The sequence below is a fragment of the Vagococcus sp. 211 genome (genome assembly GCF_056322705.1).
The window spans coordinates 1,813,947-1,839,612 of record NZ_CM150475.1 but is presented as its reverse complement, the minus strand read 5'-3'; the positions used below and the strand labels follow the sequence as shown (position 1 = coordinate 1,839,612).

At 37.0% G+C, this 25,666-nt stretch carries 27 protein-coding genes; 21 read left to right on the top strand and 6 right to left on the bottom strand.

Annotation, left to right across the window (positions count from 1 at the left end; all coding sequences use genetic code 11):
- Positions 1-19: 19 nt before the first annotated feature.
- From cutC to ACVWM0_RS08785, 15 genes are all read left to right on the top strand, one after another.
- The gene (gene cutC / locus ACVWM0_RS08855) at positions 20-2,560 is read left to right on the top strand and encodes a choline trimethylamine-lyase (protein ID WP_476472278.1); all 2,541 of its coding nucleotides are present in this window, start codon (positions 20-22) and stop codon (positions 2,558-2,560) included.
- A 23-nt stretch (positions 2,561-2,583) separates the two neighbouring features.
- Positions 2,584-3,534, top strand: a complete 951-nt coding sequence (gene cutD / locus ACVWM0_RS08850; RefSeq protein WP_476472277.1) for a choline TMA-lyase-activating enzyme — start codon at positions 2,584-2,586, stop codon at positions 3,532-3,534.
- A 19-nt stretch (positions 3,535-3,553) separates the two neighbouring features.
- Entirely contained in the window at positions 3,554-3,895 is a 342-nt protein-coding gene (locus ACVWM0_RS08845; RefSeq protein ID WP_476473697.1) for a BMC domain-containing protein, read from the top strand.
- Positions 3,892-4,338, top strand: coding sequence for a EutP/PduV family microcompartment system protein (locus tag ACVWM0_RS08840; protein WP_476472276.1), 447 nt, complete (start codon positions 3,892-3,894; stop codon positions 4,336-4,338). Before ACVWM0_RS08845 ends, ACVWM0_RS08840 begins: the two co-directional genes overlap by 4 nt.
- A 7-nt stretch (positions 4,339-4,345) precedes the next feature.
- Complete coding sequence (locus ACVWM0_RS08835) at positions 4,346-5,485, top strand: 1-propanol dehydrogenase PduQ (protein WP_476472275.1); 1,140 nt, start codon at positions 4,346-4,348, stop codon at positions 5,483-5,485.
- On the top strand, positions 5,486-5,992 hold the full coding sequence (locus ACVWM0_RS08830; protein WP_476472274.1) for a hypothetical protein: 507 nt from the start codon (positions 5,486-5,488) through the stop codon (positions 5,990-5,992).
- On the top strand, positions 5,992-6,831 hold the full coding sequence (eutJ, locus tag ACVWM0_RS08825) for an ethanolamine utilization protein EutJ (RefSeq protein WP_476472273.1): 840 nt from the start codon (positions 5,992-5,994) through the stop codon (positions 6,829-6,831). The genes ACVWM0_RS08830 and eutJ overlap by 1 nt, the downstream gene beginning before the upstream one ends.
- An 11-nt stretch (positions 6,832-6,842) precedes the next feature.
- Positions 6,843-7,142: a BMC domain protein gene (locus ACVWM0_RS08820; RefSeq protein ID WP_476472272.1), complete on the top strand. Its 300-nt coding sequence runs from the start codon at positions 6,843-6,845 to the stop codon at positions 7,140-7,142.
- Positions 7,136-7,399, top strand: coding sequence for a EutN/CcmL family microcompartment protein (locus ACVWM0_RS08815; protein ID WP_476472271.1), 264 nt, complete (start codon positions 7,136-7,138; stop codon positions 7,397-7,399). Before ACVWM0_RS08820 ends, ACVWM0_RS08815 begins: the two co-directional genes overlap by 7 nt.
- Before the next feature lie 22 nt (positions 7,400-7,421).
- Complete coding sequence (locus ACVWM0_RS08810) at positions 7,422-7,985, top strand: cupin domain-containing protein (RefSeq protein WP_476472270.1); 564 nt, start codon at positions 7,422-7,424, stop codon at positions 7,983-7,985.
- 27 nt (positions 7,986-8,012) lie between these two features.
- Positions 8,013-8,564 (top strand): BMC domain-containing protein, encoded by a 552-nt coding sequence (locus ACVWM0_RS08805; RefSeq protein WP_476472269.1) that lies wholly within the window; start codon positions 8,013-8,015, stop codon positions 8,562-8,564.
- Between the two features lie 28 nt (positions 8,565-8,592).
- On the top strand, positions 8,593-10,128 hold the full coding sequence (locus ACVWM0_RS08800; RefSeq protein ID WP_476472268.1) for an acetaldehyde dehydrogenase (acetylating): 1,536 nt from the start codon (positions 8,593-8,595) through the stop codon (positions 10,126-10,128).
- Between the two features lie 16 nt (positions 10,129-10,144).
- Positions 10,145-10,807: a phosphate propanoyltransferase gene (locus tag ACVWM0_RS08795; RefSeq protein WP_476472267.1), complete on the top strand. Its 663-nt coding sequence runs from the start codon at positions 10,145-10,147 to the stop codon at positions 10,805-10,807.
- Between the two features lie 36 nt (positions 10,808-10,843).
- Positions 10,844-11,125: an ethanolamine utilization microcompartment protein EutM gene (gene eutM / locus ACVWM0_RS08790; RefSeq protein WP_206966865.1), complete on the top strand. Its 282-nt coding sequence runs from the start codon at positions 10,844-10,846 to the stop codon at positions 11,123-11,125.
- A gap of 207 nt (positions 11,126-11,332) precedes the next feature.
- Positions 11,333-12,766, top strand: a complete 1,434-nt coding sequence (locus ACVWM0_RS08785; RefSeq protein ID WP_476472266.1) for an FAD-dependent oxidoreductase — start codon at positions 11,333-11,335, stop codon at positions 12,764-12,766.
- 265 nt (positions 12,767-13,031) lie between these two features.
- Here the strand turns inward: ACVWM0_RS08785 and ACVWM0_RS08780 are convergent, their stop codons facing one another.
- The 6 genes from ACVWM0_RS08780 to cysK form a co-directional block, all read right to left on the bottom strand.
- On the bottom strand, positions 13,032-13,685 hold the full coding sequence (locus tag ACVWM0_RS08780) for an amino acid ABC transporter permease (RefSeq protein ID WP_476472265.1): 654 nt from the start codon (positions 13,683-13,685) through the stop codon (positions 13,032-13,034).
- 16 nt (positions 13,686-13,701) lie between these two features.
- Positions 13,702-14,346 (bottom strand): amino acid ABC transporter permease, encoded by a 645-nt coding sequence (locus ACVWM0_RS08775; protein WP_476472264.1) that lies wholly within the window; start codon positions 14,344-14,346, stop codon positions 13,702-13,704.
- Between the two features lie 14 nt (positions 14,347-14,360).
- The gene (locus ACVWM0_RS08770; protein WP_476472263.1) at positions 14,361-15,167 is read right to left on the bottom strand and encodes a transporter substrate-binding domain-containing protein; all 807 of its coding nucleotides are present in this window, start codon (positions 15,165-15,167) and stop codon (positions 14,361-14,363) included.
- A 15-nt stretch (positions 15,168-15,182) separates the two neighbouring features.
- Positions 15,183-15,914: an amino acid ABC transporter ATP-binding protein gene (locus ACVWM0_RS08765; RefSeq protein WP_476472262.1), complete on the bottom strand. Its 732-nt coding sequence runs from the start codon at positions 15,912-15,914 to the stop codon at positions 15,183-15,185.
- 259 nt (positions 15,915-16,173) lie between these two features.
- A complete protein-coding gene (gene epsC, locus ACVWM0_RS08760; RefSeq protein WP_476472261.1) occupies positions 16,174-16,908 on the bottom strand; it encodes a serine O-acetyltransferase EpsC in 735 nt (244 codons plus the stop codon).
- A gap of 10 nt (positions 16,909-16,918) precedes the next feature.
- Positions 16,919-17,851 (bottom strand): cysteine synthase A, encoded by a 933-nt coding sequence (gene cysK / locus ACVWM0_RS08755; RefSeq protein ID WP_476472260.1) that lies wholly within the window; start codon positions 17,849-17,851, stop codon positions 16,919-16,921.
- 190 nt (positions 17,852-18,041) lie between these two features.
- Here cysK and ACVWM0_RS08750 point away from each other — a divergent pair, with 190 nt between their 5' ends.
- The 6 genes from ACVWM0_RS08750 to ACVWM0_RS08725 all read left to right on the top strand — a co-directional run bounded on the left by ACVWM0_RS08750 (position 18,042) and on the right by ACVWM0_RS08725 (position 25,650).
- On the top strand, positions 18,042-18,788 hold the full coding sequence (locus ACVWM0_RS08750) for a GntR family transcriptional regulator (protein WP_476472259.1): 747 nt from the start codon (positions 18,042-18,044) through the stop codon (positions 18,786-18,788).
- Positions 18,789-18,877: 89 nt separating this feature from the next.
- Complete coding sequence (locus ACVWM0_RS08745; RefSeq protein WP_476472258.1) at positions 18,878-19,648, top strand: SDR family NAD(P)-dependent oxidoreductase; 771 nt, start codon at positions 18,878-18,880, stop codon at positions 19,646-19,648.
- 25 nt (positions 19,649-19,673) lie between these two features.
- Positions 19,674-21,095 carry a PTS transporter subunit EIIC gene (locus ACVWM0_RS08740; protein ID WP_476472257.1) on the top strand — a complete coding sequence of 474 codons (1,422 nt, stop codon included), beginning with the start codon at positions 19,674-19,676 and terminating at the stop codon, positions 21,093-21,095.
- Positions 21,085-21,504: a PTS mannitol transporter subunit IIA gene (locus ACVWM0_RS08735; RefSeq protein WP_476472256.1), complete on the top strand. Its 420-nt coding sequence runs from the start codon at positions 21,085-21,087 to the stop codon at positions 21,502-21,504. Before ACVWM0_RS08740 ends, ACVWM0_RS08735 begins: the two co-directional genes overlap by 11 nt.
- Before the next feature lie 80 nt (positions 21,505-21,584).
- Positions 21,585-23,579 (top strand): transketolase, encoded by a 1,995-nt coding sequence (gene tkt / locus ACVWM0_RS08730; RefSeq protein ID WP_476472255.1) that lies wholly within the window; start codon positions 21,585-21,587, stop codon positions 23,577-23,579.
- Positions 23,580-23,712: 133 nt separating this feature from the next.
- Complete coding sequence (locus ACVWM0_RS08725; protein ID WP_476472254.1) at positions 23,713-25,650, top strand: bifunctional metallophosphatase/5'-nucleotidase; 1,938 nt, start codon at positions 23,713-23,715, stop codon at positions 25,648-25,650.
- Positions 25,651-25,666: the final 16 nt, after the last annotated feature.

Genomic DNA, 25,666 nt, shown 5'->3' with positions numbered 1-25,666 from the left:
AAATAAGCGAGGGATTCAGATGGATATGCAAGATTTTTCAGCAAAATTAGCTGAAGCAACTAAAGAATTAACAGATTCAGAAAAAGCAGCTTTAATGCGTATGTTTGCATCTGTTAAAGAAGATATTGAAAGCGAAGAAGTAGTTGAAACGGTAGAATTTCATTCTGAAGGAACCAATATTCCTGAAGGGATTACACCTAGATTAGTGGCTTTAAAAGAAACATACATGAAACATGTACCAGCTATTACAACGCATAGAGCACGAGCAATTACCAAAATTGCTAAAGAAAATCCAGGTATGCCAAAAAGTGTTTTAAGAGGTAAATGTTTTAAATATTGCTGTGAAACAGCACCTTTGGTTATTCAAGATAACGAATTAATCGTTGGGGCACCTAATGGAGCACCTCGTGCAGGGGCTTTCTCACCAGATATCGCATGGCGTTGGATGGAGGATGAAATTGATACAATTGGCACGCGTCAACAAGATCCATTCTTTATTTCTGATGAGGATAAACGTGTGATGCGTGAAGAATTATTCCCTTATTGGAAAGGTAAATCAGTTGATGAGTATTGCGAAGACCAATACCGTGATGCAGGAGTGTGGGAATTATCAGGCGAGTCATTTGTATCAGATTGTTCCTATCATCAAATCAATGGTGGTGGGGATTCTAACCCAGGTTACGACGTTATTTTAATGAAAAAAGGCATGCTTGATATTCAACAAGAAGCTAAGGAACATTTAGAGCAGTTACAATATGAAAACCCAGATGATATTGATAAAATTTATTTCTATAAATCAATTATTGATACAACTGAAGGTGTAATGATTTACGCACGACGTATGTCTGAATATGCAGCTGAATTAGCAAGTAAAGAAACGGATCCAAAACGTAAAAAAGAATTGGAACAAATTTCTAAGATTAATGCGAAAGTACCAGCTAATAAACCGGAGACTTATTGGGAAGCAATCCAAGCCGTATGGACTATTGAATCTTTATTAGTAGTTGAAGAAAATCAAACAGGTATGTCAATTGGACGTGTGGATCAGTACATGTATGAGTACTATAAAAATGATATCGATTCAGGCCGTATGAATGATTACCAAGCCTTTGAATTATCAGGCTGTATGTTAATTAAAATGTCAGAAATGATGTGGATTACAAGTGAAGGTGGTTCTAAATTCTTCGCTGGTTACCAACCATTTGTCAATATGTGTGTTGGTGGGGTTACACGTGAAGGATTTGACGCAACCAACGAGTTAACGTACCTATTAATGGATGCTGTTCGTCACGTAAAAATTTATCAACCATCATTGGCATGTCGTATTCATAATAAATCTCCTAGAGAATACTTGAAAAAAATTGTATCAGTTGTCAAAGCTGGTATGGGATTCCCAGCTTGTCACTTTGATGACACACATATCAAAATGATGCTTGCTAAAGGTGTTTCTATTGAAGATGCTAGAGATTACTGCTTAATGGGTTGTGTGGAACCTCAAAAATCAGGACGTCTGTATCAATGGACATCAACAGGATATACTCAATGGCCAATCTGTATTGAGCTTGTGTTAAATCAAGGAACACCATTATGGTATGGTAAACAAGTTTGTCCAAATACAGGTGCGTTATCAGAATTTAAAACGTATGAACAATTTGAAGAAGCTGTTAAAGAACAAATTAAATACATTACTAAATGGACTAACGTAGCAACTGTTATTTCACAACGTGTTCATCGCGAATTAGCACCAAAACCATTGATGTCTTTAATGTATGAGGGCTGTATGGAATCAGGTCATGATGTTTCAGCAGGTGGTGCAATGTATAACTTTGGACCAGGAGTGGTTTGGTCAGGACTTGCGACTTATGCAGATTCAATGGCAGCTATTAAAAAATTAGTCTTTGATGACAAAAAATACACATTAGATGAGATAAATACGGCATTAAAAGCAGAATTTAAAGGCTATGAACAAGTCAAAGCGGACTGTTTGAAAGCCCCTAAATATGGTAATGACGATGATTATGCAGATTTAATTGCTGCAGAATTAATCAATTTCACGGAACAAGAACATAGAAAGTACCGTACATTATATTCAGTATTAAGTCATGGAACATTATCTATTTCAAACAACACACCATTTGGTCAATTAACGGGAGCTTCTGCTAACGGTCGTGATGCTTGGACACCTCTATCAGATGGTATTAGTCCAACACAAGGTGCTGATTTTAAAGGGCCTACAGCGATTATTAAGTCCATTTCTAAAATGTCTAATGACAGTATGAACATAGGGATGGTACATAACTTCAAGATTATGTCAGGTTTACTAGATTCTCCAGAAGGTGAAGAAAGTTTAATCACACTACTACGTACAGCTTGTCATTTAGGAAATGGTGAAATGCAGTTTAACTATTTAGATAACGATACATTAATTGAAGCGCAAAAACATCCAGAACAATACCGTGATTTAATTGTCCGTGTCGCTGGGTACAGTGCATTCTTTGTTGAGTTATGTAAAGACGTTCAGGATGAGATTATCAGCCGAACAATGCTAGAAAAATTCTAAAAAAAAATCAGGAGATGAATGGTATGACAGGAATAAAAGAAGGTGGAATTGAGCGCCAAGCAATGATTTTTAATGTGCAAAAATACAATGTTCATGACGGCCCTGGTATTAGAACAATGGTATTTTTTAAGGGGTGTCCATTACGTTGTCAATGGTGTGCCAATCCAGAAGGTATTTCTAAACAATTTCAAGTCATGTATAAACAAAGTTCATGTTCTGATTGTGGAGCCTGTGTGGACGTTTGTCCCATGGGCATCCACTATATGGATGAAGAAGGCAATCACCAAATCGATCGTGAGAAAATATGTAACGGTTGTAATAAATGTGTAGAGGCCTGTCCAATGGCAGCACTCAATATTACAGGGGAAATTAGGACTATACCAGAGTTAATGGAGATTATTCATGAAGATTCAGCTTTTTATGACATGTCTGGTGGAGGAGTTACCTTAAGTGGTGGTGAGTGTACAGCCCAACCAGAAGTTGCGTTAGCTTTGTTAAAAGCCTGTAAAGGTGATGGAATAAATACAGCTATTGAAACATGTGGCCATACTAGAATGGACAGAATACTTAGTTTATCAGAGTATGTGGATTATTTTCTATTTGATTTAAAACACATGGATCCAGTGAGACACAATGAACTAACAGGCATTAGCAACGAGAGAATTTTAAAAAACTTAGAAGAACTTCTTAGATTAGGCAACTGGATTAAGATAAGAATGCCAATGTTAAAAGGCATCAATTCAAGTGAGTCAGAGATTCAAGCAATTATTGATTTTTTATTACCATATAAAGATTACCCTAATTTTCAAGGGATTGATTTATTGCCATATCATAAGCTAGGCGTCAATAAGTATGGTCAGTTAGGTATGGAGTATCCAGTAGACGGTGATCCTAGTTTATCAAATGATGAATTAGATCAGATTGAAGGTTGGATTAAAGCATATGATTTTCCTGTACAAGTCGTCAGACATTAACTAAAAAGGAGACTAAATGATGAAAGAACAAGTAGCGCGTGTCATACAGGAATCTGTTCCTGGTAAACAAGTCACTTTATCTCATTTAATTGCCTCTCCTATTGTCGATGTTTATGAAGCTATTGGAGTTGACCCGTATGGAGCAATAGGAATATTGACTTTATCACCTTATGAGACAGCAGTTATTGCAGCTGATATAGCAAGTAAGGCCGCAGATGTGACGATTGGATTTTTAGACCGTTTTACAGGGTCTGTTGTGATTCAAGGCGATGTTCAAAGTGTGGAAATCTCTTTAAAAGAAGTTAATCGTATTCTCGAGGAACAGTTAGGGTTTACTGTTGAAGAAATGACTAAAACATGAGGAAAAAGATATTAATCATAGGTCCAAACAATAGCGGGAAAGCTAGGCTAACCCATTATATAAATGAAGAAGAGGGACCTATTAAAAAAAGAGGGCACATTGTTTATGGTAACCACACCATTTGTGTTCCCGGTAGTTATTTAGAAAGTCCTGATATGCGTAAACACATTATTTCTTTGAGAACGCAAGCTTATTTAGTCTTAATGCTCTATCCTGTTATGCAAAAAAAGAAAGTGTACCCACCTAATTTTGCAAAGATATTTAATGTCCCAGTACTAGGAGTGTTGACGTATCATACAGAGCTTCCCTCTAGCTTCCAATTAGAGAAGAGTGACAAGATGTTTGAAGAAATCAAAATAGAAAGTCCTTATGAATGCGTTAATTTAAGCAGTGAGGCATCAATAGAATTATTTTGTAACAAAATAAGAAAGAAAGGAGAGTGAAATAATAATGAATCGATTTAAAATGCCGACAGAAATTTATTTTGGTCAAGATGCTTTGAACGCATTAAATGAGTTAGAGCTAGGAAATACATTGATTGTATGTGATCCTTTCATGGAATTATCTCATATGGTGGATAAAATAACTGTTTTGTTAGAGGATAATTCGACTCAGTATATGATTTTTTCAGAAGTCGTGCCAGATCCAACGATTCAAGTAGTGACTAAAGGATTACAAGCTGCTTTAAGTATAAAACCACGTAGTATTATTGCATTAGGTGGGGGTTCGGCTCTAGATACAGCAAAAGCTGTTAGAGAAATTTATAGGGAATCAACACAGGTTAATGACGTTCAATTAGTTTGTATTCCGACAACGAGTGGCACGGGAAGTGAAGTAACCGCATTTTCTGTTATTACAGATAATGAAGAACAAGCTAAATATGCTCTTGTATCGGATACCATGATTCCAGAAATTGCTATTTTAGACCCGGAATTAACGAAAACAGTGCCTAGAGATATAACAGCTGATACAGGCATAGATGTCTTAACTCACTGTTTTGAAGCATATGTTTCAACTGATGCCTCAGATTTTACGGACGCTTGTGCTGAGAAGGCAATCAAGATGGTTTGGGCTTATTTATTAGAGGCAACTCAAGATGGTTCTAATATATTAGCTCGTGAAAAAATGCATAATGCCTCTTGTTTAGCTGGAATTGCATTTAGTGAAGCATCACTGGGAATCTGTCATAGCTTGGCTCACGCCTTAGGTGGCAAATTTCATATTCCTCATGGTCGAGCAAATGCGCTGATTTTACCCTATGTTATTAGTTACAATGCGGGACTAGATTTAGTAGAAGAAACAGCTACTTTAGATAGATATGTGCTAATTGCTGAATTACTGGGTATCAAATCAGGCACTAAAAAGGCAACAGTGAGAGCATTGATTTCTAAAATAAATCGTTATACAGATCAGTTAGGAATTCCTAAAAAGATTGAAGCGATGGGGGTAGAAACAGGTGATTTTTTAAGTGCTTTATCTAGTATGTCTGAAAAAGCAATGGAAGATAAATGTACTTTAACGAATCCCCGTGTACCTACTATAGAGGATTTAGAAGGGATTTATAAAAAACTAAGTAAAGGAGGTCACTAAATGCACTTTATTACAGAAAACGAGTTAAAAGTTAAGTATAGGAAGCAAGCATTTAGTGATTTTTATTTACAAGAAGAAGACCGATTGACCCCGGAAGCTAAGCAATTTTTAAGCGACAAAAAAATAAAGCTTAACAGTATTCAGGATAAACGTCATTCAACACAAGTGTTAACTAATGAGTTTGACTTATTGAGACTATCTTGTTTAGAGTGTGGTCGATTGGCCAATGAAATTGATTTTACTATCAGTCATACTTTATTTTTATTGGCTGATGAGATAAAAGTAGGAATAAGGGGAGAGCAAGACGTATCGCTTGCGCCTTATAAGAGTCAGTTAGAAGTACATCATGTTTTGAGCACGAGAGGCCAATTGTTGATAAAGTTGGAACAAGCGATTTTCTCGATTAGTGACTTAGAAACAAACAATCAAAAACTATGCAATGAATTATCTTATTTAAAAAAGCAATTGATTGATATAGTCAATCAATTGATGAGGAGTGGTGAGTAGTGAGTAAAAAAGAGCTAGAAAAATGCGATGAATTGGTTTCTAAATTTGAATCTGTCATTGACCATCCTAAACGGACGAATAAGACTAATTATTATACAGGCGTTGATTTGGGAACAGCTTGTATTGTTCTAACTGTTTTAGATACTCATTATGAGCCTGTTGCTGGTGCCTATCGGTATGCAGATGTTGTAAGAGATGGCATGGTTGTTGATTATATTGGAGCAGTAACAATTGTTAGGGAATTGAAAGAAGAGCTTGAAGAAGCTTTAGGTACAGAGTTAGTATACGCTTCTTCAGCAATACCTCCAGGGACAGATGCTTTAGATTCTGGTGCTATTAAAAATGTGGTACAAAGTGCCGGGTTTGAATTGACCTCCATTTTAGACGAACCAACAGCAGCGAATGAAGTCCTTCATATCAAAAATGGAGCAGTTGTTGATATTGGTGGAGGTACAACAGGGATTTCCATATTAAAAAATGGGAAAGTGATTAATGTTTCTGATGAGGCAACAGGGGGGACCCACTTTTCTCTTGTTATAGCAGGTGCGTATAAGATCTCTTTCGAAGAAGCAGAACTATATAAACGAGATGAAACAAATCATAGTGAATTAATAGTGACGTTAAAACCTGTGATTGAAAAAATTGCTTCTATTATTGAAAAACAAATAAAAGGTTATGACATAGATGGCATTTATTTAGTAGGAGGCTCTTCGTGTTTGACAGGGATTGAAAAACTAATCGAAGAAAAAATTAAGATACCAACATTTAAACCACGCAACCCAATGTTCGTCACGCCACTTGGGATTGCTAAAAGTTGTACCAATCAAATAATGGATTAGGAGAATGGGCTATGGATTGTCGCATAATAAAATCACCTGGAGAAAATACTCTAGCAATATTAAATAGAAGAAAAGGTTCAGGACCAAAAGAAGCTCTTCAAGATATTGGGGCAGTTGGTTTAGTTCAAGGAAAATTAATTGAAATGGTTTGTGCAGCTGATGTGGCTGAAAAAGCAGTAGGTGTTGTTGTTGAAGATATCAAGGGAACATGCCCTCAAAATATGATTATGCTAGCGATATTTGGGGACACTGCCTCCGTTATGGCGGCGATGGATGAAATTGATAGACGAGAGAAAGAGCGTTTATGGTAACTGCAAAGTTAGTAGATAATGTCTGGGCAACTCGGAAATCAGATAAACTTAACGGATTTAAATTGATGCTAGCAGTAGTTATCGGCGGATCTAGAGATGGGGAGCGACTTGTTGTTGTAGATGTTATTGGAGCAGGCATTGGAGACAGAGTCATCGTAACCACAGGATCGGCTGCAAGAAGGATGTTAGAAGATGATACCGTACCTGTAGACGCAGCAGTGATTGGAATTATTGATGAAAGTTGTGAATCTGTTTAGAAAAGAAAGGAAAAGTGTGTCGATGAAAAAACTAGTTTCTGCAGAAGATGTTACGCAATGTCACAAGAGCGGTTTGGGCACTCTTTATGTTACCAAAAAGACAATCGTGACAGATTTAGCCAAAGACTTGGCAGAAGATTACGGCATTTTAATTCAAATACAAGAAGAATCAGATAAACAAGAGATTACGACAGAAGAGTTGATTTTATTACTAAAAGAAGTGCTAGCTATTGAGGTACCTAGTGAGCCTTTTAAAGCAATGATTGATTCTAGTGGAACAACAGTTATAAAAGGAGAGTCTGTTCAATTAGAACAAGTGTCAAAACAACAAGATGTTTCTATTTTAAAACGAGAGCTAGTAAGTGAGAAGTCTATCAAATTAGGTTTTTTAACTTTTAATGGTGTTAGTTGTCCACATCAAACGAGTCGAGAAGAAGTTTATTATGTTATGAATGGCTGTTTTAATATGACAATTAATGAGAAAGAATATGCTGTGAAGCAAGGTGATGTGGTTGTTATACCAAAACAGACACTCGTTACGTGGACAAGTGAAGAAAATGTTAACTTACTATATGTGAATCATTAAATGTCAAAATGTGTAAAGGAGTAACCGATGAAAGAAGCGTTAGGGTTTATTGAAACAACAGGCCTCATAGCAGCTATTGAAGCGTTAGATGCTATGTTGAAATCTTCAGAAGTTCATCTGGTAAACAAAGAAATAATTGGTGGTGGCATAGTGACCATCGTTATTTCAGGAGATGTTGCTGCTGTTAAATCAGCAGTTGATGCAGGAGCAGCTTCTGTTTCTCAATTAAATGAGAGTTCATTACTTTCTATTCATACGATACCTCGACCGGATGATTCGATTGCTGATCTATTTGGACATCTTATTGAAGTAACAGAAGGTATTGAGAAAGAAAAAGTGGCAGTCGTAGAAAAGATAGTTGAAGAAGTAATAGATCAAAAACCATTAGAAGAAGCATTAAATGACTGGTTAGAGAACGAGGACATCGATCAACTTAGGACATGTTTAGTTGAGTATAAAGTATCAGAATTAAGAAACCATTTAGAACGATTATCTGATGTTAAACTATCTCGTAAAGAAATAAAAAAAGCCAGTAAAGAAAAATTAATGACAGCCTACATTAGACACTATAAAAAATAGTCATAACAAGGCAAAGGGGTAAAAAATAATGGAAGCATTTGATAAAGATTTATGTTCAGTACAAGAAGCTAGAAATTTAGCTAGAAATGGAAAAATAGCCGCTGATGAAATGGCTAATTTCACTCAAGAACAAGTGGATGTAATATTAAAAAGTATGCGTGATGCTGCTAAGAAACATGCTGTTTGTTTAGCAAAAATGGCTGTTGAAGAAACTGGTTTTGGTAAAATAAAGGATAAGGTATATAAAAATCACGCAGCCTCTGTTTTACTTTATGAAGAAATTAAGGACCAACAAACAGTAGGGATTATTTCAGAAGACGTAGAGAATGGAACATTTGATGTCGCTGAACCAGTAGGCTTAGTCATGGGAATCATACCATCAACAAATCCAACATCCACTGTTTTATTTAAAGCGATGATAGCCATTAAATCACGTAATGCGATTGTATTTGCGCCTCATCCTGCCGCCAAGAAATGTACGTTAGCAGCTAGTGAAATCATGCGTGAAGCAGCAGAAGCTGCAGGGGCACCAAAAGGGTTAATTAGTTGTGTATCAACACCAACTATGGCATCAACAAATGAGTTAATGCATGGTAAGGAAGTATCTTTGATTATCGCAACGGGTGGACCTGGTATGGTTAAAGCGGCTTATAGTTCAGGTAAACCAGCTATTGGAGTAGGAGCAGGAAATTCACCGGCCTATATTGAAAGAACGGCAAATGTTAAAGAGGCTGTTGAGAAAATTATTGCTAGTAAAACTTTTGATAATGGAACTATCTGTGCATCAGAACAAGCGATTATTTGCGAGTCAGTTAATGAAAAAGAAGTCATTTTTGAGCTAAATAAACAAGGTGGCTATTTTATGACTGAGGAAGAAACAGACAAAGTGTGTCGCTTATTGTTTAAGAATGGAAACGCGATGAATGCACAATTTGTTGGACGTTCTGCAGATGTGATTGCAAAAGCAGCTGGTATCAGTGTTCCAAGTGGTACAAAAGTATTAGTAGGTCCACAAAAAGGTGTAGGACAGGGTTACCCATTATCCTTTGAAAAATTAACAACTGTTTTAGGATTCTATGTGGTTGATAATTGGGAAGAAGCTTGCCATTTGAGCATTGAATTACTACAAAATGGCATTGGTCACACAATGAGTCTTCATACAAATGACCGAGACATAGTATTGAAGTTTGCTGCTAAGCCGGCTTCAAGAATATTAGTTAATACAGGTGGAAGTCAAGGTGGGACAGGTATCAGTACAGGTCTACCGATTTCATTTACATTAGGTTGTGGAACATTTGGTGGTAGTTCAGTATCAGAAAATGTTAGTCCTAAAAACCTCTTGAATATCAAAAAAGTTGCTTATGGGTTAAAGGATGTTAGAACATTAGTAGCTGGAGATCCTTTGTTTGATTATGAAATTAGCGAACATATGGAAGAAGTAACTTGGAGCAAAGGCTGTGAATCCAGACCTCGATTATCTGAAGCCAATAATTCTTCAGAGGAATTGGACGTTACCAAATTAGAAGAGGTTGTTAAACAGCTGTTAAAAGAAATAAATAAATAGTAAGGGAGTGAGTGTGATGGAGCAATACGAAGAAGTATTAAATCGTGTACTAGGCGTTCTTGTTGAAGGGAAACTATCTGGAAAACAACAACAACCTATGTCTGAAATGGCTAGAACGATACCAGTAGGCATATCTAATAGGCACGCCCATTTATCTAGGGGAGACATTGATGCTTTATTTGGAGAAGGCTATGAGCTAACTAAGTTGAAAGATTTATCTCAGCCAGGACAGTACGCTTGCAAAGAGTGTGTGACGGTTTGTGGACCAAAAGGAACTTTAGAGAAAATTCGTGTACTCGGACCGGCAAGACCGATGACTCAAATTGAAATCCTTCAAGGAGATACATTTAAGATAGGTGTTAAAGGCGAAGTTCGTTTGTCTGGTGATTTGAATGGGACACCAGGAGCGACTGTAATCGGACCAAAAGGTTCTGTTCAGATAAGGCAAGGAGTGATTGTAGCTCATCGTCATATTCATATGTTGCCAGAAGAAGCTAAATATTTTGGTGTAGTTGATGGAGAGAAGGTCTCAATTAAACTTAGTGGACCAAGAGGCGGGGTTCTTAACAATGTCATGATTCGAGCAACATCAAATTCAGGATTAGAGTGTCATATAGATACTGAAGAAGCAAATGCCTTAGGTGTTACTTCAAGTACTAGAATTGACATTTTAAAATAATAAAAAATACAAACTTCAATTAGGAGGAAATACACAATGAAATCAGATGCATTAGGAATGGTAGAAACAAGAGGATTAATTGGTTCAATTGAAGCAGCAGATGCAATGGTGAAAGCAGCTAATGTAACTTTAGTAGGTAAAGAAAAAGTAGGCGGTGGTATTATTACTGTTATGGTCCGAGGAGATGTGGGTGCCGTAAAAGCAGCGACGGATGCTGGAGCAGCAGCAGCAGAACGGGTTGGTGAATTATTATCCGTTCATGTCATTCCAAGACCACACGCTGAGGTAGAATCAATTTTACCATTAAGTGGTAAATAAGGCAGGTCATAGATTGTAAGGAAAGTAGTTAGCTTCAAAAAATAAGAAGGAATTCAGGATAAAGATTTTTCCAAAAATCTCATGAGTTTCAGCTTGTTTCTTGAAGCTACTTTTGTAACATGGTTTCTTTATAAAAGGCATGATGAGTCATTTATATTAGAAATCTTTAAACAATGAGTACTTATGAGAGAGTAAGGAGAATAGATAATGGTAAAAACAGTCATTATTGGGTCTAATCATGCAGGGATTGCTGCTGCTAATACATTGCTTGATCATTATCCGGATCAACAGGTGATTATGATTGATAAAAGTAATAGTTTAAGCTATTTAGGATGTGGTTCACCTTTATGGGTGGGAAGACAAATTGATTCCTACGAGACCCTATTTTATACGAATAAAGAAGCGTTTGAAGAAAAAGGGGCAACCATCTATATGGAGACAAGGGTTGTTTCTATTAATTTTTCTAAAAAAATCGTTTCCTGTTGTGGTGTGAATGGAGAGGCGTTTGAAGAAACCTATGACAACCTCATTTTAGCAACAGGATCAAAACCAATTAAGCTTAATTTGCCAGGTAATGATTACGAGGGTATTCATTGTTTAAAAACATTTGAAGACTGCATAGTTATTGATGAAGCTCTAAATCAAACTATGGTAAATAATGTCGCTGTAGTAGGAGCTGGATATATTGGAGTTGAAATGGCGGAGGCTATCAAAAGAAGAGGTAAAAATGTCTTGCTTTTTGATATTGAGAGCCAGGTTTTATCTGCGTATTATGACTCATGGTTATCAGATGATATGTCCCGAACACTGAGTGAAAATGGTGTTGAGTTACATTTAAATGAAAAAGTGACATCCTATCAGAAAAACGATGTAAAAGAAGTTTTTTTACGTTATATTGAAGAGCTAATTGAAGAGATTAAAATAAACCCAGATGCAAAAGCGGCTAAAGATAAAATAGCTTCTTTGGATAATAAGGTAAGTAGTATTGTAACAGATAGAGGAGAATACCCTGTTGACTTAGTTGTAAATGCTCTTGGTTTTATTCCGAATGTAGATTTAGGAGAGGGCCATCTGAAGTTATCAAAGGAAAAAGCGTACTTGGTAGATGAACATCAGAGAACTAGTATATCAGAGGTTTATGCGATTGGGGACTGCGCCACTATTTATTCCAACGCTTTAAATGATGTGACGCATATTGCTTTAGCAACTAATGCTGTTCGTTCTGGCATCGTTGCAGGCCATAGTATAGGTGGTTCGGATATCAAGTCACTAGGTGTCCAAGGATCCAATGGAATTAGTATTTTTGGTCGAAATATGGTATCAACAGGTATTTCTTATGAAAAAGCTCAAAAATTAGGGTTTGATGTAGCTATGACTGATTTTGAGGACTTACAAAAACTGAGCTTTATGAAAGACAATGAACAGGTAAAATTAAGAATTGTTTATGATAAAGTTAGTCGACGTATATTAGGCACCCAAATGAGTTCTAAAGGAGATATGTCTATGGGAATTCATATGTTCTCATTGGCAATAGCCAAACAAGTGACTGTCGATGAATTAGCTCTACTCGACATATTCTTTTTACCCCACTTTAATCAGCCGTATAATTACATTACTATGGCAGCTTTATCAGCTAAATAACTGATAAAGCTTTTTATTGTTTTTATATCATTTGTTTCTCTTATATGATTCTGCATAGTTTTTATCGTAACATAAAAAATTTAAAATAATAAAAGTAGAAGTAAAAAAATGATAATAGGTCTGAAGTAAAAAAGAAATATTTAATTTGTAGAATTTAGAAGACGAAGTTGTTTTTAATTTTGAAGTAACTTTATATCTAAGTAAATGAGACCAAACAAAAAGCTATCCCACTCACCACGAGTTAGGATAGCTTTTTTTGTTATTGTTACTTTACATAGTTCATTTCAAAACGCTTTGAAAAAGCAGAAAGAGAATAACAAATGATGAAGTAACAGAAGGCCATAATGAAGAACATAGGTAGCACGGTATTTGGATACTGTGCGTAAATGATTTTTGTATTATGGGTTAATTCTGGTAGAGAGATAATCACTGCCAGAGAGGTGTCACGGATTAATGAGACAAATTGACTAACTAAAGGAGGGACCATTAGTTTTAGCCCTTGAGGCAAGATAATATAAAAAATGGTTTGTCCTTTTGTTAAGCCAGTCGACATACCAGCTTCCATTTGTCCCTTAGGTACCGCGAGTAGTCCACCGCGAATGATTTCTGATAACATGGCTGACTCGAAAATCGTCAATGCCACAACAGCGGACCAAAAAATACTAAATTGAATGCCTATTTGAGGTAAGGCAAAATAAGTAAAGAAAATAATCAGAAGCAAAGGAAGATTACGAATAATATCCACAATAAGTCCCACGATTAAAGATAACACTGGGATTTTCAAGTAACGTAAGACACCTAAAATACTACCAATCACAAAACTTAAGATAATAGAAACGACAGCGACTTCCAGAGTCACTAATAGACCGTCTAATATGAACCGCATGTTGCTCCATGTAAATACTTGTTCTAACGCCATTTTACTGACTCCTTTCTTATGCTTTCGCTAATCTCACTTCTAGATATTTCATTAAGTAAGATAGAGGCATGGTCATCATGAGATAGATTAGCCCAATCAATGTATAGGTACCAATGGTATTAAAGGTAGAACTTGCGATTAAGTCTCCTTGATACATCAAATCAGCCCCTGTAACCATGGCTAGAATCGATGAATTTTTGACTAAGTTAATAAATTGGTTGCCTAGTGGTGGGATGACTAATTTAAATGCTTGAGGCAGCACGATTAACCGCATCACTTGAGCATAGGTTAGGCCAGAAGCGAGTCCAGCTTCCATTTGTCCTTTAGGAATCCCTTCGATACCTGCACGTACTGTATCAGCAATAAAAGCAGAGGTATAAAGGGTTAAGCCAATGGTCCCAGCGGTAATTCCGTCTATTTTGATGCCATAAAGAGGCATGACAACGAAGAAGAACATCACCACAATCAAGAGAGGCAAGTTACGAAAAAGATTAACATAACTATTTCCTAATCTCTTGATCCATTTTGTTTTTGATACTTGTAAAATGGCCATAAATGTTCCAATCAACAAGCTAAAAAGTAACGCTATTAAACTAGCCGTAATTGTTATTTTTAAACCTGATAAAATATCAGCTTGGTAGGTTTGCCAAATATTTAGCATCTTTTACCACCTTTCTATTTAGGTTCCTCATTGAACCATTTCTTATAAATATCAGCATAGGTTCCATTCTCTTTTAGAGAGAGGATGCCATCATTTAATGCTTGTTGGAACCTTTTTTGTCCTTTATTTAAGGCAATCCCGTAAGGTTCATCTGTAAATTTGTCTCCAGCAAGGACATATTTAGGATTTTCTGAAGCCATCCCGAGTAAGATGCTGTTATCTGTTGTCATCGCATCACCTTGTCCCGATTGAAGGGCAGTAAAAGCTTCAGCATAATTTTCTAGTTCTAATACTTTAGCATGTGGTGCGTGTTCTCGAATATTCTCAGCCGAAGTTGACCCTTTAACAGCTAATACCGTCGTCTCATCTGTTAAGTCATCCACGCTTTTAATAGGACTGTCTTTACTTACTAATAAGGATTGTCCTGCATCAAAATACACATCAGAAAAATCCACTTGTTTTTTACGTTCGTCACTAATGGTCATTGTTGCGATAATGGCATCAATGTTCCCATTTTTGAGTAAAGGAATTCTCGTTTTGGATGTCACTTCCACAAATTCCGCTTTGTTTTCATCTCCGATTATTTCCTTTGTTAAGGCTTTGGCGATGTCGATATCAAAGCCTTCTACTTTACGGCTTTCAATGTTCATCAAGCCAAATAGTTTTGTATCGTACTTAACGCCCCAGACAATTTTATCAGAGGATTCAATTTTTTCTAGGGTGTTTTGATTAGTCAGATCCTTTGATTGGCATCCAGCTAAAAAGATGAGGCCTATAAAAAATAAGAATAGATAACTTGTTTTCATTAAGCGTTGTCTCATTGTCATCACTCCTAACTATTGATTAATAATTTTACTTAAAAATTGTTTTGCACGTTCGTCTTGAGGGTTATCAAAGAAGCTCTCTGATTCTCTGTCTTCTAAGATTTGACCATCAGCCATAAAAATAACTCTATCCGCTACTTCACGAGCAAAGCCCATTTCATGGGTAACAACGATCATTGTCATCCCAGACTCTTTCGCTAGTGATTTCATTACGTCTAGTACTTCTCCAACCATCTCTGGATCTAGAGCAGATGTCGGTTCATCAAACAGCATTACATCGGGCTCCATAGCTAAACTACGAGCGATAGCAATACGTTGTTGTTGTCCGCCTGATAATTGAGTTGGGTATTCGTCTTTTTTATGTAACATTCCGACTTTTTCCAATAATTTTTCGGCTTTTTGAACCGCGTGTTCTCTGTCTTCTTTCAGCACTTTCATAGGTGCTAAGATGACATTTTCAAGAACCGTCATATTGGGATACAGGTTAAAATGTTGAAATACCATCCCTAAATTTTTTCGTACTTCATTTAAATTGGTTTTTTTGTCATGGATGTTAACGCCATCAACAAATAAATCCCCCGTTGTAATTTCTTCTAATGCATTGATGCATCTTAGCATGGTACTTTTACCAGAGCCTGAAGGACCAATGGCTACAACGACTTCCCCTTTTTCTATGGTTAGGTTAATCCCTTTTAATGCGTGAAATGACCCGTAATATTTATCTACTTCTTTAAATGTAATCATTTATTCCCCTCCTAAAAATGACAAATTGATTAAAATTCTAATATTTTTATCATAATCTATATATTATACTTGTTTTTTTATGGATTTGTAAAGAATAGAGATAGGATTGTTTGTGATTTTCATGAAAACTTAATGTAAGAAAGGGAGGTAATAGTAAAAAATACTATAATTAAACCCTTTCATATCAACCTTAAAGAGAATGAAAGAGAAAAATACCAGGAGAGAGAGGAAGGGTCCTCTTTCTTCTGATATTTTTGGTTTATTCTTTAAGTAGCCAGGTGTTGGGTGGTACAGATGCTTTCACCCAAGCCCCACTGCCTATTACAGCCCCATCACCAATGAATGTGTCTCCACCAAGTACTGTGGCACCGGCGTATATAGTAACATTATCACCAATGGTTGGATGACGTTTCCCACCTTTTAATAGAGTGCCATCTTCGGCTTTTTTAAAGCGGCGAACGCCTAATGTCACACTTTGATACAAGCTAACATGTTGTCCTATGACCGTTGTTTCTCCGACAATAATGCCAGTTCCATGATCAATGAAGAAATAAGGACCAATGGAAGCGCCAGGATGAATGTCAATCCCTGTTTCACTATGAGCGGTTTCTGATAATAACCTAGGGATAATTGGGATATTCAGCTGGTACATGGCATGAGCTAGGCGATGAATACTGATGGCTTTGAAGCCAGGGTAAGCAAGTATGATTTCATCTTCACTCGTCGCAGCGGGGTCTCCGTCGTATGCTGCAGAAACATCCGTCATGATGAGTTCTTTCATATGAGGGAGTGCCACCATTACTTGTTTTGATAAGTCATCAATAGCGTCTTGTTCTTCTATTACAAAGGCAATCGCTTCGTGTATTTTTTCTTCTAGTGCCTCGTCAGTTATCTGGATATTAGGTACATGATAATAGTTGGGAAATAACAGGGCGAAGAAATAATGACGAATACTAGCCACGGTTTCATGAATCCCATGATAATTTTTCTCCATGATTTTCTCCTTAATTGCTAAACATAGCGGTTGATAGATATCTTTCACCTGTATCAGGTAATAAAACCACAATGCGTTTGCCTTTATTTTCAGGGCGTTTGGAATAGGTAATAGCAGCAGACATAGCTGCGCCTGATGAGATACCCACAAGAAGCCCTTCAGTTGTTGGCATCATGCGCCCCATAGCAAAAGCCTCTTCGTTGTCCACAGTCATCACTTCATCATAAATGGCTGTATCCAGTGTTTCAGGAACAAACCCTGCACCAATTCCTTGAATTTTATGTGGTCCACCTTTCCCCGTTGATAAGATAGGTGAATCTGTTGGTTCAACAGCGATGAGTTGAATGTCTTTATTTTGCTCTTTTAAATAACGTCCCACACCGGTTAGCGTGCCGCCTGTGCCCACACCGGAGATAAAAGCATCTATCTGGCCGCCAGCTTCTTCCCAGATATCTGGACCAGTCGTTTGATAATGAGTGTCGGGATTCGCTTGGTTAGAAAATTGAGAAGGCATGAAGCTATTATCAGTACTTTCAAGTAATTCTTCTGCTTTAGCAATGGCCCCTTTCATTCCTTTAGCGCCCTCTGTTAGCACCAGTTCAGCCCCGTAAGCAGACATTAACTGACGACGCTCAACAGACATGGTCTCAGGCATAACAATGATTAAACGATACCCACGGGCAGCCGCTAGCATAGCCAAACCAATTCCTGTGTTACCAGAGGTCGGTTCAATCAGTGTTGTCTCTTTTGTAATGAGACCTTTTGCTTCAGCATCATCTAGTATTCCTTTAGCGATACGGTCTTTGACAGAGCCACCAGGGTTAAAGGACTCAACTTTAGCTAAGATAGTGGTTGATAAGTTGAAGTGTTCTTTTACTTTATTTAATTCAATTAAAGGCGTACGACCAATTAATTGTTCAATAGATGTGTATGTGTGTGACATAATAAATTCCTCCTTTAGTTCTCTTGTGTAAGATTATAGCCTGTTTTATCTAGATTTTAAACTATCTTGATTTAAGAAGAAGGAGTAATCAATAAGGAAGATAGTGACAAATCTGTCATTCAAGGTGTAAAAAACAGGTGATTCAAGTATAATGATAACAGGACATCACTATATGTTGGAGGAGAAATACATGGACACGTTTAATATAGATAAAAGTAATCCACTACCGTTGTATGCCCAATTACAACGATCAATTATCAAGAAAATAGAAGAGGGTGTATATAAAGAGAATGAAAGTTTACCAGCGGAACATGTGATTATCAAGCAGTCAGGACTAAGCAGAACAACTGTTAGACAAGCTATTGATAACCTTGAAAAAGAAGGATACATTGAAAAAAGAAGAGGCATTGGGACGTTTGTATCACCTAAGAAAAAGAGTACGTGGGATCTTGAAAAGTTAAGAAGTTTTAGAGAAGAGTTTTCAATGAAGGGGAAAGAAAACTTTACCAAGCTATTAGAAATTAAAAAAATCAAGCAAACGGAATACCTAGCAACTATTTTCGGGGAGACGGAGAAGTATTACTATGTTTTGGAACGATTGCGTTATATTGATGAAACACCCATTATTGTCGTTACAACCTATGTTCCTGAAAGTAAGTTCAAACAGTTAGATCAGTTTGATTTTAATGATCAATCTTTATTCACAATTATGGAAGAAGAATACCATACGACCATTACATTTGCTGAAAAAGAATTCAGAGCAAAAATTGTCATTAAAAAAGATGCGACGCTTCTAATGATTGAAGAAGGGGACCCAATACAAGAAGTTAGAACTAAAACGTATGACGATAATGGCGAATTAATTGAATACTCAGTGTCAAGAGACCGTGGCGATTTGAGTGTTCACAAAGTTAGATTAAATCATAAAAATATGTGAAAGCGGTTGACAATGTGATAAATCGTGCTATTATTACCTTATACATAAGGAGGTCATGACCTCCTGACGAGAGGATGGGTTGATAAGGTATGAAAGATAAGATAGCTGTTGTCACTGGTGGAGGTAGTGGAATCGGAGAAGGTATCTCTAAAGAACTTGCTAGAAAAGGTGTGCAGGTTGTAGTGACAGACATTAACGTGACCAATGCGTTACGTGTAGCTGATGAGATTATCAAAGAAGGAGGTAAGGCGTTAGGTAAGGCGTTAGATGTAACTAATTTAGAAGCTATTAAAGCATTAGGGAATGAGATCAAATCTAACTTAGGTTTGATTAGTTACTGGGTAAATAGCGCAGGTATCTCAAAAATTGTGCCATTCTTTGAGCACACAGAAGAATTATGGGACAACACAATGGACATCAATTTAAAGGGACAATTCCTTTGTAGCCAAGTAGCGATTGAACATATGCTAGAAAACGGTGAGGGAAGTATTATTAATTTATCTTCACAATCTGGCAAAGTAGGAACGAGTAGTTATCAAGCGTATTGCTCAAGTAAGTTTGGTATTATCGGTTTGACACAATCGTTAGCAGCAGAATTTGGTCCGAGTGGTATTCGTGTTAATAGCATTGCTCCAGGAGTGATTGCCACACCTATGTGGGATGTACAAAAAAAAGATTATGCTAAAAAAAGAAATTTAGACCCAGATAAAGTAATGGATTATTTTAAATCAAAAATCCCATTACGAAAAATTGGTAAAGTAGAAGATGTCGCAAAATTAGCGTGTTTCTTACTGAGTGATGATGCAAGTTATATCAGCGGACAAACCATTAGTGTTAATGGTGGGGATATCATGTTTTAATAAAAGGATAGTTGGAGGGAAAAAAATGGACTTAAAAGTTAAAATTCAAAAATTTGGTGGTTTTTTGGCCGGAATGGTGATTCCAAACATTGGGGCTTTTATTGCTTGGGGCTTAATTACGGCATTGTTTTTAGAAACAGGTTGGTTTCCTAACGAAGATTTGGCTACAATGATTTCGCCAATGTTACAGTATTTGTTACCCATTCTTATATCTTATACAGGTGGTAAGATGGTATATGGTCAAAGAGGAGCTGTAGCCGGAGCTGTGGCTGCTTCTGGAGCCATCTTTGGTTCTGAAATACCTATGTTCTTAGCAGCTATGATGTTAGGACCTCTTGGTGGTTGGGTAATGAAACAAGTGGACAAAGTGCTAGAAGGCAAAATAAAATCAGGGTTTGAAATGTTAGTTAATAACTTTTCAATTGGTATTGTTGGCTTAATTATGTCCGTTTTTTCTTTTTATGTCATTGGACCTATTATTACCGTATTAACCGATGCAGCAACAGCTGGCATTAATTTCTTAATTACAGCTAACTTATATCCTTTGTTAGCGGTGATTATTGAGCCAGCCAAGGTACTTTTCTTAAATAACGCTATTGATCAAGGAATATTTGTACCGTTGGGAGCGGCCCAAATTTTAGAGCACGGCGGAAAAACATTGTTTTACATGTTAGTATCAAGTCCAGCTCCAGGAGCAGGGATTTTATTAGCGTACTCTTTCTTTGGTAGAGGGAACAGTAAAAAATCAGCACCATCAGCGTTAATTATTCAATTTATTGGTGGTATTCATGAAGTGTATTTCCCATATGTATTAATGAAACCGCTTATGTTTTTAGCTGTCATTGCAGGTGGTATTGCTCAAATTATTGTCTGGGTCCTATTGAATGCAGGGTTAGCAGGGTATCCTCATCCAGGAAGTATCGTCTCATTCTTAATTATGTTACCAAAAGGTGGCGCGATTCCTGTCTTATTAGGTATTTTAGCCGGAATTGCAGGGAGTATGTTTACCGCAATGGCTATCTTAAAATTTGATAAATCAGCAGAAGAAGATGAGGATGTGTCTTTAAGCGATGACATTGGTGAGATGTTAGGCGTTAAAAAAGAAGGAAGCGTGTCAACTTCAGACGCTGTTAAATCATGGAAGACAGAAGACATTGAGAGAATTATTTTCGCCTGTGATGCAGGAATTGGCTCAAGCGCTATGGGAAGTGGTATTCTTAAAAAGAAAGTAAAAGATGCCGGTTTATCTATTATAGTAGAGAATTCTGCTGTTGATGTTGTTGATAAAAATACGAAAGTAATTGTGACTCATAAAAACTTATATGAGCGAGCAAAAAAAGCTGCTCCTAATGCGATTGTTCGAACCGTTGAATCATTTCTAAATGACCCACAATATGATATTCTAGTTAAAAACTTAACAGAAGGGGAAGTTAAAGATGAACATTAGTCAAAAGCAAGTACGTCATGGTCAAAAAAGTGTCTCTAAATTAGCAGCTATTACTAAAGCAGGGGAAGTGCTATTAGAAAATGGTTTTATTGAAGAAGAGTATATTGCTTCTATGCTGAAAAAAGAGGAATCAGATATCACTTATATTGGCAATGGCATTGCAATACCTCATGGGCTGAATGAAGATAAAAAATATGTTAAAACATCAGGTATCTCTGTTATTCACTATCCACAAGGAATTAAATATGATGATAATGAGGCATTTATTATCATTGGTATCGCAGGAGAAGATTCTGTTCATTTGGAAATACTACAAGAATTAGCAATAAAATTATCTGATGAAGAGTACGTCAAAGAGTTAATACAGACACAGACATTAGACTCTTTTATTGAAATATTTAACCAATAAAATACTTTTATTAGTAATAATAGCTCTTTTTAAAGTAAGGGATTGAAAAGGGCTATTTTAAGAATAGTGGAGGGAAAACAATGTTTGACCAAATAGATCAATTAGGAGTTAACGCAGTTCGTACACTAAGCTTAGACATGATTCAAAAGGCAAATTCAGGACACCCAGGGTTACCAATGGGAGCTGCACCGATGGCTTATACCCTTTGGACAAAACACTTGAAAGTGAATCCAAGTACCTCAAGAAATTGGGTAGATAGAGACCGCTTTATTTTATCAGCGGGTCATGGTTCATCAATGTTATATAGTTTATTGCATTTATCAGGTTATAACTTACCAATGGAAGAGATTAAACAATTCCGTCAATGGGATAGTTTGACACCAGGGCATCCAGAAGTGTATCACACGGATGGTGTGGAAGCGACGACAGGTCCTTTAGGACAAGGAATTGCTATGAGTGTTGGTTTTGCTATGGCTGAAGCGCACTTAGCAGGGACTTACAACCGTGATAACTTTAAGGTTGTCGATCATTACACGTATGCTTTATGTGGTGATGGGGACTTAATGGAAGGTATTTCTCAAGAATCCATTAGTTTAGCTGGGCATTTAAAATTAGATAAATTGATTGTGTTATATGATTCAAATGATATTTCTTTGGATGGTCCATTAGATAAATCTTTCTCAGAAGATGTAAAAGGACGCTTTGAAGCAACAGGTTGGCAACATATCTTAGTGAGAGACGGTAATGATTTAGAAGCTATTTCTAAAGCCATTGAAGCTGCTAAAGCAGAAACAACGAAACCAACGATTATTGAAGTGAAAACAATTATTGGTTACGGTGCGGCTAACCAAGGAACGAACAAAGTCCACGGAGCACCACTTGGTGCTGAAGGCATTGCCATTGCCAAAAAAGCTTATGGCTGGGACTATCCTGAATTTACGGTACCAGAAGAAGTAACGGCGCGTTTCCATGAAGAGATGGTCGTTAAAGGACAACAAGCAGAAGAAGAATGGAACGACTTGTTCAAGGACTATCAAGCAGCATACCCTGAATTAGCTGCTCAATTTAAGGCAGCATTCAATAATGACATCACGCCTGATTTAGATAAAGCATTGCCTGTGTATGAATTAGAGACAAGTGCGGCAAGTCGTGTAACAAGTAAAGAAGTGATTCAAGAAATCGCCAAAACGGTGCCTCATTTTTGGGGAGGATCTGCTGACTTATCATCATCAAATAACACGATGATTGCGGGAGAGACAGATTTTGAACCTGGACAATACGAAGGCCGTAATATTTGGTTTGGTGTGCGTGAATTCGCTATGGCAGCAGCTATGAACGGTATTACATTACACGGTGGTACTAGAGTATACGGCGGGACATTCTTTGTCTTTGTGGATTACTTAAAACCAGCCTTGCGTTTATCAGCGATTCAAAAAGCACCAGTAACTTATGTTTTAACTCATGATTCTATTGCCGTTGGAGAAGATGGACCAACCCATGAACCAATTGAGCAATTATCAGGCTTAAGAAGTATTCCAAATGTGAATGTCATTCGCCCAGCAGACGGTAACGAAGTTGCCGCAGCTTGGAAAATAGCTATCACATCAAAAGAAACACCGACAGTTCTTGCTTTATCTCGTCAAAACTTACCTGTACTAGAAGGTAGTAAAGAGCTTGCACCAGAGAACGTAGTCAAAGGGGCTTACGTGATTTCTCCGCAAGAAGGGCAACAACCAGAAGGTATTTTGATAGCGACAGGCTCGGAAGTTAACTTAGCCGTACAAGCACAAAAAGAATTAAGAAAAGAAAACATCGACGTGTCAGTGGTATCTATGCCAAGTACTCAATTATTTGAAGCACAAGATGCTGCTTATAAAGAAAGTGTCTTACCATCAGCTGTTAGAAAACGCGTATCCATTGAAATGGGAGCAACCCTTGGTTGGGAACGTTATGTAGGTTTTGATGGAGCAACAATGGGCATTGATACTTTTGGAGCAAGCGCTCCTGGGAACACAGTGATTGAAAAATATGGCTTTACTGTAGAAAATGTTGTAGCAACTTTTAAAGGATTATAAGAAACATGCCAAAAGCTAAAATAGCTTTTGGCATGTTTTGATTTATCACATAACATGTGTTACAGTTATTTTCGTGAAAAGGTTTTCAAAACGAAAGGGGGATACTCTGTCGAGAGTGTCAGAGTAGCGAATAATGAAAAAGAAACTATTTAAAGGTGCTATGGTTTTGTTTAGTGTGGGTCTATTAGCAAGTTGTGCTAGTAAAGAGGTAAAAGAGAGTGGCAAAGGGTCTGATAAAGGAGACAAACAGATTACGATTCTTGGAACATCGGATATCCATGGTCGTTATATGGCCTGGGACTATGCTACAGATGTGGAAAATAAAGTAGGAAGCTTCACTCAAATCAGTAGTATTGTGAAAGAAGTGAGAGCACAAGAAAAAAATACCTTACTTGTAGATGCTGGGGATTTAATTCAAGATAATTCAGCAGAATTGTTTAAAAATGAAGAAAAACATCCTGCAACAGAAGTATTAAAAGCATTGAAATATGATGTATGGACCATGGGAAATCATGAATTTGACTATGGTTTTGATGTGCTAGATAAAGTAACGGATCAATTTGATGGAGCTGTTCTTGCAGGAAATGTCCAATTAGAAGACGGCACGCCTTACTTTGATTCTTATAAAGAAATAGAGCAAGATGGTGTTAAAATTGGGTTTATTGGTATGACAACACCATTAGTCGCAGAGTTTAAAAAAGATACAGCTATTTTTGATGGGAAAAAATTGACGGATCCTGTAGAAGAAACAAAAAAAGTTGTCAAAGAACTAAAAAAAGAAGTGGATGTATTAGTTGCGGTCACTCATATGGGGATATCCAATGAAAATGATATTCATAACACAGGTGTGGCAGATATGGCAGAAGCAGTACCAGAACTTGATGTGATTTTTGCAGGTCATATGCACACCTTAGTGGAAGAAGAGTTTATTAATGATGTCTTGATTGTGGAACCTGATAAGTACGGCCGATTTGTCTCACGAGTTGATTTAAATTTAGTAGAAGACAAAGAAGGGTACACACTTAAAGATAAAAAAGGATCCGCTATTGAAGTCGCAGGATATGAAGAAGACGAAGAAATTGTGACGTTGTTAGAACCGTATCATAAAAAAGCGAGAGCAGATGCCAATACTGTTTTAGGTGAATTGACGACGCTTGACCTTGTGCCTGATAATGAAATAAAAGGCATACCAGAGGCACAAATCACAGAAACCCCATTAGTGAATTTCTTTGGCGAGGTGATGTTACACTACAGTAAAGGCGCAGATGTTGTGGCATTCCAAATTGATACAGATACACCTTCTCTTGATATTGGGGAAATTAAGAAGAAAGATATCGCAAGAAACTATCAATTTACAGATGGTGAAGTGACCGTATTTGATATTACAGGGAAAGATCTAAAAGACTACATGGAATGGGGGGCAGATTATTATAATCAAACGATCCCAGGAGATGTAACGGTGAGTTTCAATGAAGCTAGAAGAACAAGTAAATACAACACAAATGATCGTTTTTATAATGTAAAATACGACATTGATTTATCGAAAAAAGCAGGGGAGCGTATTGTCAATTTAAGACGTTTGGATGATACACCGATTACAGCTGAAGAGCCTATTAAAATCGGGATGAACCAATACCGTATGAATTTCTTAGTATCAGAAGATGGCCCTCTAGCAGGTAGAACGTTCAAAGAAGGTTACTCAACGTTTGCTGATGAAGCGTATGGCGAAGTAGAAGGACGTATTAGAGAGTTGTCAGCTCGATACATTAAAGAAGAAAAGAATGGCGTGTACGAAGGTGTTCTATTAAATAATTGGCAAGTCATTGGCGTAGAGACTGATTCGCCTTACCGACAAGATGTGGTAGAGTTGGTAAATGCTGATATTTTAGAGATACCAAGTATCGAAGAAGGTAAAGTAACGAATATTGCCTCTATCAATGTGTCACAACCTGTGAAGTCAGAAGACATAGAAGCCCTAGCTAAAAAAGCAGAGGTTCCTGTGGCTAAATTAGGTGACATCACAACAACAGGTGAATTATACAAAGCTGTGAATGAAGCCAGACAGAAATAAAATGTTTGCATAAAAA

Bases quoted from the DNA above. Each gene is read 5' to 3' on its own strand.
- cutC (WP_476472278.1), top strand. From the start codon at position 20: ATGGATATGCAAGATTTTTCAGCAAAATTAGCTGAAGCAACTAAAGAA.
- cutD (WP_476472277.1), top strand. From the start codon at position 2,584: ATGACAGGAATAAAAGAAGGTGGAATTGAGCGCCAAGCAATGATTTTT.
- ACVWM0_RS08845 (WP_476473697.1), top strand. From the start codon at position 3,554: ATGAAAGAACAAGTAGCGCGTGTCATACAGGAATCTGTTCCTGGTAAA.
- ACVWM0_RS08840 (WP_476472276.1), top strand. From the start codon at position 3,892: ATGAGGAAAAAGATATTAATCATAGGTCCAAACAATAGCGGGAAAGCT.
- ACVWM0_RS08835 (WP_476472275.1), top strand. From the start codon at position 4,346: ATGAATCGATTTAAAATGCCGACAGAAATTTATTTTGGTCAAGATGCT.
- ACVWM0_RS08830 (WP_476472274.1), top strand. From the start codon at position 5,486: ATGCACTTTATTACAGAAAACGAGTTAAAAGTTAAGTATAGGAAGCAA.
- ACVWM0_RS08820 (WP_476472272.1), top strand. From the start codon at position 6,843: ATGGATTGTCGCATAATAAAATCACCTGGAGAAAATACTCTAGCAATA.
- ACVWM0_RS08815 (WP_476472271.1), top strand. From the start codon at position 7,136: ATGGTAACTGCAAAGTTAGTAGATAATGTCTGGGCAACTCGGAAATCA.
- ACVWM0_RS08810 (WP_476472270.1), top strand. From the start codon at position 7,422: ATGAAAAAACTAGTTTCTGCAGAAGATGTTACGCAATGTCACAAGAGC.
- ACVWM0_RS08805 (WP_476472269.1), top strand. From the start codon at position 8,013: ATGAAAGAAGCGTTAGGGTTTATTGAAACAACAGGCCTCATAGCAGCT.
- ACVWM0_RS08800 (WP_476472268.1), top strand. From the start codon at position 8,593: ATGGAAGCATTTGATAAAGATTTATGTTCAGTACAAGAAGCTAGAAAT.
- ACVWM0_RS08795 (WP_476472267.1), top strand. From the start codon at position 10,145: ATGGAGCAATACGAAGAAGTATTAAATCGTGTACTAGGCGTTCTTGTT.
- eutM (WP_206966865.1), top strand. From the start codon at position 10,844: ATGAAATCAGATGCATTAGGAATGGTAGAAACAAGAGGATTAATTGGT.
- ACVWM0_RS08785 (WP_476472266.1), top strand. From the start codon at position 11,333: ATGGTAAAAACAGTCATTATTGGGTCTAATCATGCAGGGATTGCTGCT.
- ACVWM0_RS08780 (WP_476472265.1), bottom strand. From the start codon at position 13,685: ATGGCGTTAGAACAAGTATTTACATGGAGCAACATGCGGTTCATATTA.
- ACVWM0_RS08775 (WP_476472264.1), bottom strand. From the start codon at position 14,346: ATGCTAAATATTTGGCAAACCTACCAAGCTGATATTTTATCAGGTTTA.
- ACVWM0_RS08770 (WP_476472263.1), bottom strand. From the start codon at position 15,167: ATGAGACAACGCTTAATGAAAACAAGTTATCTATTCTTATTTTTTATA.
- ACVWM0_RS08765 (WP_476472262.1), bottom strand. From the start codon at position 15,914: ATGATTACATTTAAAGAAGTAGATAAATATTACGGGTCATTTCACGCA.
- epsC (WP_476472261.1), bottom strand. From the start codon at position 16,908: ATGGAGAAAAATTATCATGGGATTCATGAAACCGTGGCTAGTATTCGT.
- cysK (WP_476472260.1), bottom strand. From the start codon at position 17,851: ATGTCACACACATACACATCTATTGAACAATTAATTGGTCGTACGCCT.
- ACVWM0_RS08750 (WP_476472259.1), top strand. From the start codon at position 18,042: ATGGACACGTTTAATATAGATAAAAGTAATCCACTACCGTTGTATGCC.
- ACVWM0_RS08745 (WP_476472258.1), top strand. From the start codon at position 18,878: ATGAAAGATAAGATAGCTGTTGTCACTGGTGGAGGTAGTGGAATCGGA.
- ACVWM0_RS08740 (WP_476472257.1), top strand. From the start codon at position 19,674: ATGGACTTAAAAGTTAAAATTCAAAAATTTGGTGGTTTTTTGGCCGGA.
- ACVWM0_RS08735 (WP_476472256.1), top strand. From the start codon at position 21,085: ATGAACATTAGTCAAAAGCAAGTACGTCATGGTCAAAAAAGTGTCTCT.
- tkt (WP_476472255.1), top strand. From the start codon at position 21,585: ATGTTTGACCAAATAGATCAATTAGGAGTTAACGCAGTTCGTACACTA.
- ACVWM0_RS08725 (WP_476472254.1), top strand. From the start codon at position 23,713: ATGAAAAAGAAACTATTTAAAGGTGCTATGGTTTTGTTTAGTGTGGGT.